Source organism: Xanthomonas nasturtii (genome assembly GCF_001660815.1).
Taxonomy (GTDB): Bacteria; Pseudomonadota; Gammaproteobacteria; order Xanthomonadales; family Xanthomonadaceae; genus Xanthomonas; species Xanthomonas nasturtii.
The window spans coordinates 25,453-37,677 of the sequence record NZ_LYMI01000045.1; the positions used below are offsets into that span (position 1 = coordinate 25,453).

Sequence of the window (12,225 nt, forward strand, 5' to 3'; positions counted from 1 at the left end):
CGTGCTCATTCCATGGCCAGGGCGGTGTCGGACCCGAGCCAGACGTAGAGGTCCGGGTTCTGGGTCAGCAGGTCGTCGGTATCGGTGGTCGCGTCGCTGCTGGCAAGCGCCTGGGTCGGCGCGGCACCCGATGGGGCGCGCTCGCTCGGGCGCAATTGCAGGCCGATGCCGATCGCCAGCAGGCCCGAGCACGCGGTCGCCAGCAACCAGTAGCCGCGCCGGCTGCGTGTGGTGGCGGCGCCATGGCGGGCCTGACGCAGGCGCGCCAAGGTCTGCGGTGCCAGGCTGGTGAGCGCGGTGGCGTGCAACTGGCGCAGCTGCGCATCGAGCTGGGCCGTGTCGTGGGAGCGGTTCACAGGAAATCCTCGAACTGTTTTTGCAACGCGTCGCGCGCACGCGACAGGTGGGTTTTGACCGAGCCTTCGGAGCAGCCCATCGCCTTGGCGGTGGTGGCGACGTCCAGGTCTTCGAGCACGCGCAGGGTGAAGGCTTCGCGCTGGCGCGCCGGCAGCCTGCGCAGGGCATCGACCAGCCGTTGGTAGGCCTGTTGATGCTGTTGTTCCTCGACCGGCCCGGCGCCGGGGTCGGCCCAGTCGATGGGGCCTTCGTCGTCGGCACGCTCGGCCGGCGCCCAGAACTTCAGGCGAAACGTGCGGCGACGCTGCAGGTCGATGATGCGGCTGCGCAGGATGCTCCAGAACAGCGGGGTCCATTCTTCGGCCGGCCGCTCACGGTAGCCCAGCAGTTTCACCATGGCGTCCTGCACGGCGTCCAGGGCATCTTCGCGGTGCCGCAGGCCGGCCTCGGCGAAACGGAACGCACGCGGGCCGATGCCGGCCAGAAATGCGTCCAGCGAAGCCGGCGCGGTCGCGGCCGGTGCGGCAGGTTGCGGATCGAAAGGGGTTCCCACCAGCACAGCGTAGCTTCCGCGGAGACGATACGACGTCAACGGGCGAGCGCGGATTCGGTTGACAGGCGGCTGCACGCGCGTGGCCTGGGTATGATCGGCGGGCCGCACCGGCCAGTGGAGCGAAAGACGATGAGCGACGGATTCGTAGCGCTGTACATCTTCATGCTGGCGGCCATCGCCGGCCACGTGATCATCTCGCGGGTGCCGGTGATCCTGCACACGCCGCTGATGTCCGGTTCCAACTTCATCCACGGCATCGTGCTGATCGGCGCGATGGTGGTACTGGGCCATGCCGATACCACGCTGGAAAAGGCGCTGGGATTCGTCGCCGTGGCGCTGGGTGCGGGCAATGCGGCCGGCGGCTATGTGGTGACCGAGCGGATGCTGGAGATGTTCAAGTCCAGCCGTAAGCCACCGGGCGGTGATGCGCCATGAACGTTTCCACGCCCGACTTGCTGGATTGGCTGGTCAAGTCCAGCTATCTGATCGCCGCCACGCTGTTTCTGCTCGGCCTGCAGCGCATGGCCTCGCCCTTGACCGCGCGCAGCGGCATCCGCTGGGCCGGGCTGGGCATGCTGATCGCCACGGTGGCCACATTCTTCCTTCCCGAACTGCACAACGTGCCGCTGATCCTGGCGGCATTGGCGATCGGCACCGGGGTGGCGTGGTGGTCGGCCAGGAAGGTGGCCATCACCGACATGCCGCAGATGGTGGCGCTGTACAACGGCATGGGCGGTGGGTCGGCGGCGGCGGTCGGTGCGGTGGAGTTGCTGCGGTTTTCGTTCTTCGCCAACCGCGACACCGCAAACTGGAGCGCGCAGGCAATTGCGGAACTGGCGGCGCGGCGGCCGGACACCACCACGGTGGTGCTGGCGGTGATTGGCGCGGCGATCGGCGCGGTGTCGTTATCCGGCTCGATCATCGCCTGGGCCAAGCTCGACGGCCGGCTCGACCGGCGGGTGACCTTCCCCGGCCAACAGGTCTTCAACCTGCTGGTGGCAGTGGCGGTGCTGGTGTTCGGCATCTGGGCGGCAAGCAGTCTGCAGCCGCTGGCGATCATCGCCTTCTTCGTGGTGGCGCTGGCCCTGGGCGTGCTGATGACACTGCCGATCGGCGGTGCCGACATGCCGGTGGTGATTTCGCTCTACAACGCGTTTACCGGCCTGGCGGTGGCATTCGAAGGGTATGTGCTGGGCAACGAGGCATTGATCATCGCCGGCATGATGGTGGGCGCGGCCGGGATCTTGCTGACGCGCTTGATGGCCAAGGCGATGAATCGGCCGATCAGCGGTGTGCTGTTTTCCAACTTTGGCGGCGGCGGGCAGGCGCAGGAGATCAGCGGTGCGCAGAAGCCGATCGAGGCCGGCGATGTGGCCGCGATGATGGCCTTCGCCGAGCGGGTGGTGATCGTGCCCGGTTACGGCATGGCGGTGGCGCAGGCGCAGCACAAGATCTGGGAGCTGGCGCAGCGGCTGATCGCGCGCGGGGTCAAGGTGAAGTTCGCGATCCACCCGGTCGCCGGGCGCATGCCCGGGCACATGAACGTGCTGCTGGCCGAAGCCGGCGTGCCCTATGACCTGATCGCCGACATGGACGATATCAATCCGGAATTCGCCAGCACCGATGTGTCGCTGGTGATCGGCGCCAACGACGTGGTCAATCCGGTCGCAAAGACCGATCCGGCCAGCCCGATCTACGGGATGCCGATCCTGGATGTGGTCAATTCGAAGAACACGGTGGTGATCAAGCGCGGCAAGGGGACGGGGTTTGCCGGGATCGAGAATGCGCTGTTCTACGCCGACAGCACGCGCATGCTGTACGGCGATGGGGCAGAAGCGGCTGGCGCGCTGGTCAGCGAGTTGAAGGCGCTGGATGGCGGCGGGCATTGAGGGCGTGGGTCTTGTCAGCCGGGCCTCTCTTGACACTGGTTGGTGAGGACGGGTGTGTTCGGGCGCGATGACGAAATCACTGCGCCGCAGAGTTGGTTGTTTTTTTAAGAGCGAAGGCATCACGTCGCTGATTGCTTTTGGAAAGCTTTACGCACCGACCACCGTCGAGTGCGCGGTGCCCTCACCGCTCGCGGGACACGCCGTCAACCCGTCCATGGGGGACCGTTGGCGGCATCCATGCCGCCAACGGTCCCGCAATCGGTGAGGGCACCGCGCCAGACAGTTGGCTGGTGGTTTCATTGAAGAACGAAGGCAGCGCGTCGCTGCTTGCCGGTTGCTTTGTTGAAAACCATGCACACCGACCATCTCCACTGGTCCTTGCCCGCCCACCGTCGCGGGACCTTGAGCGGCATGGATGCCGCGCCAGAGCCTCCAGGGACGGATTCACGGCGTGTCCCGCGATGGTGGGCGGGCAAGGGCCCTGCAGCAAACGCAACGACATCGAGGGCGCGATGAGGACACCGCAACAGAGAGTTTGCTGGTGGTTTCACTGAAGAGCGAGGACAACGCGCCAGCGCGTTGATTGTGGGCCTTGTTGAAAACTCTGCTTACCAACCATCTCTACGCCAAACGCGCCCCGATTCAGCGCGCTGCCCACCAGGCCACCAACAGTGCGGCGACGTAGCACAGCAGGTCGAAGCCGTTGTTGGCCAGCTGCAGCAGGGTCCAGGCCAGGCCGGTGCCCATCTTCTGTGCCGAGGTCCACGGGTCCAGGCCGAGCGGTCCGCCCAGTTGGGCCGAGGCGATCCCCCAGTTGGCGCCGACGATGATCAGCGCCGTCGTGACGACGGCGACGCCGATGCGCAGCCGGCCGGCGTGCAAGGTGCCAAGGCGCAGCATCCAGGCGATCTCCAGCGCTGCGACCACCGCCATCCAGCCTGCCTGATTGCCGAGCGCGAGTGCGATGAGCAGCCAGGCGATGAGGGCGGTGACGCATCCCAGCAGCAGGAGCGGGGGCCAGAGCCAATGGGCGGTTCTGGCGGACGCGGTGGTGGACGGCATTGGAGCTCCTGACAGTGCGCACATGATAGAACGCGGGCCGGCCTTTGCGATGCACGCCACGCCACCACGGTGCGGCGGATGGAATGCAGCGTCGTCGCTGACGGGTGCTGCGTGCGGCGGCGACGCCGTCGCGGTCGGCTAGAATGGCCGACTTGCGCGCGTCCGGCGCGGCCCCATATCCAGCCCATGTACTCCCGTAGCAGCGAACCCGTCCAGTTCGAACGCGATTGCGATGCCGTCATGGTGCCGCAGGGCGATTCGGTGACCCTGCCCGCAGGCAGTTACGGCTATATCACCCAGGCCCTGGGTGGCAGCTACACCGTCTTTGTCGAAGGCAATCTGTTCCGCATTGCCGGCAAGGATGGCGATGCGATCGGCAAGGAGGCCCCGCCGGGCCTGGAACTGCCCGACAACGCCAGCGACGAAGAGGTCGAAGCGCTGGTGTGGCAGCAGCTGCGCACCTGTTTCGACCCGGAAATTCCGTTCAATATCGTCGATCTGGGGCTGGTTTACGAGGCGGTGGTCAGCCATCGCGAAGAAGACAACCAGCGCCGGGTGGACGTCAAGATGACCCTCACCGCGCCCGGTTGCGGCATGGGCGAGATCCTGGTCGACGACGTGCGCAGCAAGGTCGAGATGATTCCGACCATCGCCGAGGCCGATGTCGAGCTGGTGTTCGACCCGCCGTGGGGCCGGCATATGATGTCCGAAGCGGCCCGTCTCGAGACCGGCATGCTCTGATCGTCACGCGCCATGTCCACGATGTGGCGCCGCGTCCTTTCGCCCGCCATACAGGAATCTCCCGGTGTCCGTGTCCTTCGCTTCCACCCGTTCTCCGTCGCCGCGCAGCGCCGACGAATTGTCCGTGATCCTGGCCGCGCCCGGTTTCGGGCTGCATTTCACCGACCACATGGTCGCCATTTCCTGGAATAACGAGCAGGGCTGGCATGACGCGCAAGTGCGCGCGTACGGCCCGCTGCAGCTGGATCCGGCGGCGTCGGTGCTGCATTACGGCCAGGAGATCTTCGAAGGCATCAAGGCCTACCGGCATGCCGATGGCTCGATCTGGACCTTCCGCCCGCAGGCCAACGGCGAGCGCCTGCAGCGTTCGGCGCGGCGCCTGGCGCTGCCGGAATTGCCGGTGGACCTGTTCGTCGAATCGCTGCGCCAGCTGGTGGCCGTGGATGGCGGCTGGGTGCCTTCGGCACCGGAAACCAGCCTGTATTTCCGCCCCTTCATGATCGCCGATGAGGCCTTTCTGGGCGTACGCGCGGCGCACAAGGCCTCGTACTACGTGATCGCCAGCCCGGCCGGCCCGTACTTCGCCAAGGGCGTGGCGCCGGTGTCGATCTGGTTGTCCACCGAGTACGCGCGTGCGGCCAAGGGCGGCACCGGTGCGGCCAAGTGCGGCGGCAACTACGCCGCTTCGCTGCTGCCGCAGCAAAAAGCCTACGCGCAGGGTTGCTCGCAGGTGCTGTTCCTGGACCCGGTGGAAGGCAAGTACATCGAAGAGCTGGGCGGCATGAACGTGTTCCTGGTCTACAAGGACGGCAGCCTGGTGACCCCGGAATTGTCCGGCAGCATCCTGGAAGGCATTACCCGCGACAGCATCCTGCAACTGGCCCGCGACCGCGGCATGCGCGTGATCGAGCGCAAGGTGGCCATCGACGAGTGGAAGCAGGGCGTGGCCTCCGGCGAGATCACCGAGGTGTTCGCTTGCGGCACCGCAGCGGTGGTCACGCCGATCGGCGAGCTCAAAGGCGACGGTTTCGCGGTAGGCGATCTGGCCGCACCGGCGGGCGAGGTCACCATGTCGCTGCGCCAGGAGCTGACCGACATTCAGTACGGACGTGTCCCGGACCGTCACGGATGGCTGGTGCGTTTGTCCTGAGTCGACATAAATCGTCAAACAAGGGCCTCCGTGTGTCAGCACGGGGGCTTTTTTTTGTGTGCGAAACAGCAAAAAGCGCATTTTTCGATCAGAAATGAGTCGAATTCAGCATGAATCAGGTGTGATTCTTGTCACATAAATGAAATTTGATTTCGAAAATTACTAACTACGTATTGTCCAGTCCGGTTTATTTGAGATAGCTTCGCTGAACGGATCGATAACAGGGGCGATCCGGGACTCCGGGGCGTTCGCTATTGCGGCGGTTTCGGAACTACCGCTTCGGCGGTTCTCTTGACTGGAAGGGAATTCGATGTCCAATGCGTCGTTTCGTCCGCGCAACCGTGCGCTCTGTATCCTGGGTGCATCGGCACTCATCTCGCTGTTGCTGGCAACCCCGGCATTCGCCGGTGATGTCTACCTGGGAGGCCTGGCCACCGCGCAGACCCACCAGAAGTTCATCGTGACCTACAAGGACGGCAGCAGCGCCCTGAGCAGCCCGAGCGTGTTGAGCAGTTCCTTGCGCAACGCGGCGCGTGCGCTGCCGGCCAGGGCCGGTAAGCCGCTGGGCCTGAATAGCGTGCGCCGCCTGGCGGTGGGGCCGGAACTGATCCGGGCCGACCGCGCGCTGGACCGCGCCGAAGCCGAAATCCTGATGCGCCAGCTGGCCGCCGACCCCAACGTGCAGAGCGTGGAAGTGGACCAGATGCTGCACGCCACGCTGACCCCCAACGACACCCGCCTGTCCGAGCAGTGGGCTTTTGGCACCACCAATGCCGGCCTCAATATCCGCTCGGCGTGGGATAAATCCACCGGTGCTGGCGTGCGCGTGGCGGTCATTGACACCGGCATCGTCAGCCACCCCGACCTCAACGCCAACGTCCTGTCCGGCTACGATTTCATCAGCGACTCGGCAACCGCGCGCGATGGCAACGGGCGCGACAGCAATCCCGCCGACGAGGGCGATTGGTATGCCGCCAACGAGTGCGGCACCGGCATTCCGGCGGCGACCTCCAGCTGGCACGGGACCCACGTCGCCGGCACGGTTGCCGCAGTGACCAACAACGCCAACGGCGTGGCCGGTACTGCCTATGGCGCCGAGGTGATCCCGGTGCGCGTGCTCGGCAAGTGCGGCGGTTCGCTGTCGGATATCTCCGATGCCATCATCTGGGCTTCGGGCGGCACCGTTTCGGGAGTGCCGACGCTGTCGTCGGCGAACGCAGCCGAAGTCATCAACATGTCGCTGGGCGGCGGCGGCGCCTGTTCGTCCACCATGCAGAACGCGATCAACGGTGCGGTCTCGCGTGGCACCACGGTGGTGGTGGCGGCCGGCAACAGCGCGGCCAACGTGTCCGGCTCGTTGCCGGCCAACTGCGCCAACGTGATCGCGGTGGCGGCCACCACCTCGACCGGCGCCAAGGCCAGTTATTCCAACTTCGGCGCCGGTATCGATGTCTCCGCGCCCGGTTCGGCGATCCTGTCCACGCTCAACAGCGGTACCACCACGCCGGGCAACGCCAGCTACGCCTCGTACAACGGCACCTCGATGGCTTCGCCGCATGTGGCCGGCGTGGTTGCGCTGGTGCAGTCGGTCGCGCCGAGCGCCTTGACGCCGGCTGCGATGGAAACGCTGCTGAAGAACACCGCCCGCGCATTGCCGGGCGCCTGCTCGGGCGGTTGCGGTGCGGGCATCGTCAATGCCGATGCGGCGGTGACGGCGGCCATTGCGGGCAACAGCGGTGGCGGTGGTGGCGGGACCGGCAACACCCTGACCAACGGTACCCCGGTCACCGGTCTCGGCGCGGCCACCGGTGCGGAGCTGAATTACACCATCACCGTGCCGGCCGGCAGCGGCACGCTGACGGTGGCCACCAGCGGCGGTAGCGGCGATGCGGATCTGTACGTGCGGGCCGGCAGTGCGCCCACCGACACCGTTTACACCTGCCGTCCGTACCGCAGCGGTAATGCCGAAACCTGCAGCATCACCGCGCCGTCGGGAATCTATTACGTGCGGGTCAAGGCCTACAGCACGTTCTCCGGCGTGACCTTGAGCGCCAGCTACTAGTCGCTCAATCGTTGGCTGCGTTCCCTGGCCATGCCGCCAGGGAACGCCGTCTCCTCGCTGTAACCCCATCTGCGATGTCCCGCTTGGGTCTGCCGTTTCGGCAGGCGCAGGCGAGCTGTTGCCGCTCGGCCGGGATGGACACCGGTCAGTCGTTCGACGGGCCTGGCGCCCGTGCAGTTTCCGACCCTGATCCGCAGCGCGCGGCGAAGGCTCGGCCCTCTCGCCGCAGCTGCGGCACCTCTCCAATAAGGAATGATCGATGTCCAATGTCTCGCAACGTCGTGTGCCCACGCGCGCGCTGGTAGTCCCTGGTGTTACCGCACTGACCTGCCTGCTGGCCGTGCCGGCGTTCGCCGGTCAGGTCAATCTTTCCGGGCTGGATTCGCAGCCAACGCTGGACCGCTTCATCGTCAAATACAAGGACGGTAGCAGCCCGGCGGTGAGCCCGACCTCGATGCGCGCATCGCTCAACTCCGTTGCCGGCGCGGTGCCGGCACGCGCCGGCCGTGCGCTGGGCCTGAACCATGTGCGCCGCACGGCGCTGGGTTCGGAAGTGCTCAAGACCGACCGTAGCCTGGACCGTGCCGAAGCCGAAACGCTGATGCGCCGCATCGCCGCCGACCCCAGCGTGGACTACGTGGAAATCGACCAGATCATGTACCCGGTGCTGACCCCGAACGACACCCGTCTGTCCGAGCAATGGGGCTTCGGCACCACCGCGTCGAGCATCAACGTGCGCCCGGCCTGGGACACCGCCACCGGCACCGGCGTGGTGGTGGCAGTGATCGACACCGGCATCACCAGCCACCCGGACCTCAATGCAAACGTGCTGCCGGGTTACGACTTCATCAGCGATGCGGCGCGCGCGCGCGACAACAACGGGCGTGACAACAACCCGGCCGACCAGGGCGACTGGCGCGCGGCCAATCAGTGCGGTTCCGGCGTTACGGCCGCCAACTCCAGCTGGCACGGCACCCACGTGGCCGGCACCATCGCGGCGGTGACCAACAACAACAGCGGCGTGGCCGGTACGGCGTTCAATGCGCGCGTTGTACCGATCCGAGCCCTGGGCCTGTGCGGTGGCGCCACCTCCGATATTGCCGACGCCATTGTGTGGGCCTCCGGCGGCAGCGTGTCCGGCGTACCGGCCAACGCCAACCCGGCCGAAGTCATCAACATGTCGCTGGGCGGCAACGGCACCTGTTCGGCCACCTACCAGAACGCCATCAACGGTGCGGTGTCGCGCGGCACCACGGTGGTGGTGGCGGCCGGCAACAGCAATGTCAACGTGGCCAACTTCACCCCGGCCAGCTGCGCCAATGTCATCTCGGTGGCGTCGATCACCTCGTCCGGCGCGCGTTCGAGCTTCTCCAACTTCGGCAGCACCATCGATATCTCCGGCCCGGGCTCGGCGATCCTGTCGACCTTGAACAGCGGCACCACCACGCCGGGCAGCGCCAGCTACGCGTCCTACAACGGCACCTCGATGGCGGCACCGCACGTGGCCGGCGTGGTCGCGCTGGTGCAGTCGGTGGCCAGCCGTCCGCTGACCCCGGCGGCAGTGGAAACCCTGTTGAAGACCACCGCACGCCCATTGCCAGGCGCCTGCTCGGGCGGCTGCGGTGCCGGCATCGTCAACGCGGCCGGCGCGGTCAGCCAGACCCCGTAAGGCTGCGCTGACACACTGGATGCCGGCGCTCTTGCCGGCATCGACGTCGGGCCAACCCCGACGCAGCTGTCGGTGTCTTGAAACCTGCACTGCCCCGCTTCGGCGGGGCAGTGTGCGTCTGGGCAGCGGCAATTGCTGGACTGCGAGACAGCGCCGGCCGCGCCGGCTGAATGAAGCGCTCGCCAGCGAAGATTGGCCGCTTCAGCGTCGCCTGCGGCACGCCGATAGCCAGCCCACGTGAGGCACGGAGGTATGCATGCCCACGCATTAGGCAAAGCGCAGTGCGGTGGTGCTAGCGCGTTGCCATCCGGGTTGCCAGTTCCTTGGGGAGGGATGGATTCATGCCGTATCACTCAGCTGCCGTACTGCGCCGCGTCGCATTCGTCTGTGCGCTGTCATGCACGTTTCATGCCGCCGCTGGCGAGGTCAGCCTGCAAGGCTTGAACTCCAGCAGCACCCATCAGCGCTTCATCGTCAGCTACAAGGACCGCGTCGGCAGCAGCCGGGCGACCGGCTTGTCTGCACCCTGGCGCGACATTGCGCGCGCGGTGCCGGAAGCGCGCGGACGCGCGTTGGGCCTGTCGGTCACGCGCCGGCTCAGTAGCGGCCCGATGTTGCTGGTGGCCGACCGCAAGCTGGACCGCGTGGATTCGGAAAGCCTGATGCGGCGCCTGGCCGCAGACCCGGCCGTCAAGCGTGTGGAAGTAGACATCCTGATGCGGCCATTGCTGGTGCCCAACGATCCGGGCGTGCCGCAGCAATGGGCGATGGGCGCCACCGCCGCCAGCCTCAATGTGCGTCCGGCCTGGGACCGTTCCACCGGCAAGGGCATCGTGGTGGCGGTGATCGACACCGGCATCACCAACCATCCGGATCTGGCAGCGAACGTGCTGCCCGGTTACGACTTCATCATCGACCCGGCCACCGCGCGCGACGGCAATGCGCGTGATGCCACCGCCACCGACCAGGGCGACTGGACCGCCGCCAACGGATGCGGGCCCGGTGCGTCGGCGTCCAATTCCAGTTGGCATGGCACGCATGTGGCCGGCATCGTTGCGGCGGTCGGCAACAATGCAGTGGGCGTGGTCGGCACCGCCTTCAACGCCAGGATCCTGCCGTTGCGGGTGTTGGGACGCTGCGGCGGCTACATGTCCGACATCGCCGATGCGATCGTCTGGGCGTCAGGCGGCAAGGTCAATGGCGTGCCAGCCAACCCGAATCCGGCCACGGTGATCAATCTGTCGCTCGGCGGCTACGGCAGTTGTTCGACAACCCTGAGCAACGCCATCACCGCTGCGGTGACGCGTGGCAGCGCGGTGGTGGTGGCGGCCGGCAACAGCAATATGGATGTCTCCACCAGCGTGCCGGCCAATTGCCCGAACGTGATCGCGGTGGCGGCCACCACCTCGGCCGGCGCCAAGGCCAGCTTCTCCAACTTCGGCAAGGGTGTGGATATCGCAGCGCCCGGGCAGTCGATCGTGTCCACGCTCAATACCGGAACCACGGTACCGGGCAATGCCGCCTATGCGATCTACAGCGGCACCTCGATGGCGGCGCCGCATGTGGCCGGCGTGGTGGCGCTGATGCAGTCAGTGGCCTTGAATCCGCTCACCCCTGCAACGGTAAAGGCCTTGCTCAAGAGCAGCGCCCGGCCGCTGCCGGTTGCCTGCGCGCAGGGCTGCGGTGCGGGTCTGGTCAATGCCGATGGTGCGGTGGCGGCGGTGATCGCATCGACCATCTTGAGCAGGAATGTGGCACGCACGGGGCTGAGCGCAGCGCTCTCCGATTCGCTGTATTACCAGGTCAACGTGCCGGCCGGCACGCGCACGCTCAAGGTCACGCTTGCCGGTGGCAGCGGCAACGCCGATCTCTCGCTGCGGGCCGGTGCGTTACCGACCGATGCCGCATACAGCTGCCGCAGCATGCTGCCGGGCAATGGCGACAGCTGCACGCTGGCAGCGCCCGCGGCGGGCGTCTATTACGTCCGTTTGAAGGCCACGTTGGGCTTCTCTGCGGTCAGCGTGACTGCGGCGTATTGAGGAGTACCGGCGCGGCGTTGCTGCCGCGCCCGAAAGCGCTGACGAGCGTGGTGCCGTGGGCAGTCGTCAGTGGCTGCGCACAGCGTGGCGTGACATCGGTTGAAGGTTGAAGCCGACATCGATGTCGGGCTGAGATGTCCCGCGTAAGCAGGATGCTGAGCCAGGCAAACGCATACCCAACCGGTGCACGCGGCGGCGCGGTGACGCGTCTACTCGCACAGCGCACAGGCACGTGCGGCGAGCGCCTGTAGCAACTGGGCGCCGGGCAATTCCAGCAGCAAGCCGCGCTGCCCGGCGTTGATCCATAGCGCGGGTGCATCCAGTGCGGTGATTTCGACCAGCACCGGCGCCTGCCGTTGCTGACCGAGCGGGCTGATGCCGCCGACCTTGTAGCCGGTGCGCCGTTCGGCATCGGCCACCTCCATCATGCTTGCCGACTTGCCGACTTGCCGACTTGCCGCCGTGCGCGCTGGCGAGTTTCTTCGACGACACCCGGCGGTCGCACGGAATCACCACGCACACCGCCTTGTCGTCGACCAACGCCATCAGCGTCTTCAACACGGTGAGCGGCTGCAGCCCCAGCGCACGTGCGGCTTGCAATCCCTTCGCATCGGCATCGGCCTGATAGTCATAAGCGTGCAATACGTAGCCCATGCCGGCAGCGTCCAATGCCTTGGTGGCGCGGGTGGCCCTGCTCATCGTG

General features: G+C 66.5%; 10 protein-coding genes and 1 pseudogene. 7 read left to right on the forward strand and 4 right to left on the reverse strand.

Annotated features, from left to right (window positions below; genetic code table 11):
- Positions 1-5 precede the first annotated feature (5 nt).
- Positions 6-356: a hypothetical protein gene (locus tag A7D16_RS15485; protein ID WP_064634167.1), complete on the reverse strand. Its 351-nt coding sequence runs from the start codon at positions 354-356 to the stop codon at positions 6-8.
- The gene (locus A7D16_RS15490) at positions 353-916 is read right to left on the reverse strand and encodes an RNA polymerase sigma factor (RefSeq protein ID WP_064634168.1); all 564 of its coding nucleotides are present in this window, start codon (positions 914-916) and stop codon (positions 353-355) included. Before A7D16_RS15490 ends, A7D16_RS15485 begins: the two co-directional genes overlap by 4 nt.
- Before the next feature lie 123 nt (positions 917-1,039).
- On the opposite strand from A7D16_RS15490, the gene A7D16_RS15495 reads away from it, so the two are divergent.
- Together A7D16_RS15495 and A7D16_RS15500 are read left to right on the forward strand one after the other, a co-directional pair.
- The gene (locus A7D16_RS15495) at positions 1,040-1,345 is read left to right on the forward strand and encodes an NAD(P) transhydrogenase subunit alpha part 2 (RefSeq protein ID WP_064634272.1); all 306 of its coding nucleotides are present in this window, start codon (positions 1,040-1,042) and stop codon (positions 1,343-1,345) included.
- Entirely contained in the window at positions 1,342-2,799 is a 1,458-nt protein-coding gene (locus A7D16_RS15500; protein WP_064634169.1) for an NAD(P)(+) transhydrogenase (Re/Si-specific) subunit beta, read from the forward strand. The genes A7D16_RS15495 and A7D16_RS15500 overlap by 4 nt, the downstream gene beginning before the upstream one ends.
- A gap of 642 nt (positions 2,800-3,441) precedes the next feature.
- On the opposite strand, the gene A7D16_RS15505 is transcribed toward A7D16_RS15500, so the two are convergent.
- Positions 3,442-3,861, reverse strand: coding sequence for a hypothetical protein (locus A7D16_RS15505; RefSeq protein ID WP_064634170.1), 420 nt, complete (start codon positions 3,859-3,861; stop codon positions 3,442-3,444).
- Between the two features lie 186 nt (positions 3,862-4,047).
- On the opposite strand from A7D16_RS15505, the gene sufT reads away from it, so the two are divergent.
- From sufT to A7D16_RS15530, 5 genes are all read left to right on the forward strand, one after another.
- Positions 4,048-4,602: a putative Fe-S cluster assembly protein SufT gene (sufT, locus tag A7D16_RS15510; RefSeq protein ID WP_064508622.1), complete on the forward strand. Its 555-nt coding sequence runs from the start codon at positions 4,048-4,050 to the stop codon at positions 4,600-4,602.
- 64 nt (positions 4,603-4,666) lie between these two features.
- Positions 4,667-5,752 carry a branched-chain amino acid aminotransferase gene (locus tag A7D16_RS15515; RefSeq protein WP_064634171.1) on the forward strand — a complete coding sequence of 362 codons (1,086 nt, stop codon included), beginning with the start codon at positions 4,667-4,669 and terminating at the stop codon, positions 5,750-5,752.
- Between the two features lie 310 nt (positions 5,753-6,062).
- On the forward strand, positions 6,063-7,814 hold the full coding sequence (locus A7D16_RS15520; protein WP_064634172.1) for a S8 family peptidase: 1,752 nt from the start codon (positions 6,063-6,065) through the stop codon (positions 7,812-7,814).
- A 259-nt stretch (positions 7,815-8,073) separates the two neighbouring features.
- Positions 8,074-9,483 carry a S8 family peptidase gene (locus A7D16_RS15525; protein ID WP_064634173.1) on the forward strand — a complete coding sequence of 470 codons (1,410 nt, stop codon included), beginning with the start codon at positions 8,074-8,076 and terminating at the stop codon, positions 9,481-9,483.
- Positions 9,484-9,824: 341 nt separating this feature from the next.
- Entirely contained in the window at positions 9,825-11,522 is a 1,698-nt protein-coding gene (locus A7D16_RS15530; RefSeq protein WP_064634174.1) for a S8 family peptidase, read from the forward strand.
- Positions 11,523-11,731: 209 nt separating this feature from the next.
- Here the strand turns inward: A7D16_RS15530 and A7D16_RS15535 are convergent.
- Positions 11,732-12,221: pseudogene (locus A7D16_RS15535) on the reverse strand (YbaK/EbsC family protein).
- Between the last annotated feature and the right edge of the window lie 4 nt (positions 12,222-12,225).

What these genes read in the sequence shown, in the direction of transcription:
- A7D16_RS15495 (WP_064634272.1), top strand. Translation starts at nt 1,040, where the DNA reads ATGAGCGACGGATTCGTAGCGCTGTACATCTTCATGCTGGCGGCCATC.
- A7D16_RS15500 (WP_064634169.1), top strand. Translation starts at nt 1,342, where the DNA reads ATGAACGTTTCCACGCCCGACTTGCTGGATTGGCTGGTCAAGTCCAGC.
- A7D16_RS15505 (WP_064634170.1), bottom strand. Translation starts at nt 3,861, where the DNA reads ATGCCGTCCACCACCGCGTCCGCCAGAACCGCCCATTGGCTCTGGCCC.
- sufT (WP_064508622.1), top strand. Translation starts at nt 4,048, where the DNA reads ATGTACTCCCGTAGCAGCGAACCCGTCCAGTTCGAACGCGATTGCGAT.
- A7D16_RS15520 (WP_064634172.1), top strand. Translation starts at nt 6,063, where the DNA reads ATGTCCAATGCGTCGTTTCGTCCGCGCAACCGTGCGCTCTGTATCCTG.
- A7D16_RS15525 (WP_064634173.1), top strand. Translation starts at nt 8,074, where the DNA reads ATGTCCAATGTCTCGCAACGTCGTGTGCCCACGCGCGCGCTGGTAGTC.
- A7D16_RS15530 (WP_064634174.1), top strand. Translation starts at nt 9,825, where the DNA reads ATGCCGTATCACTCAGCTGCCGTACTGCGCCGCGTCGCATTCGTCTGT.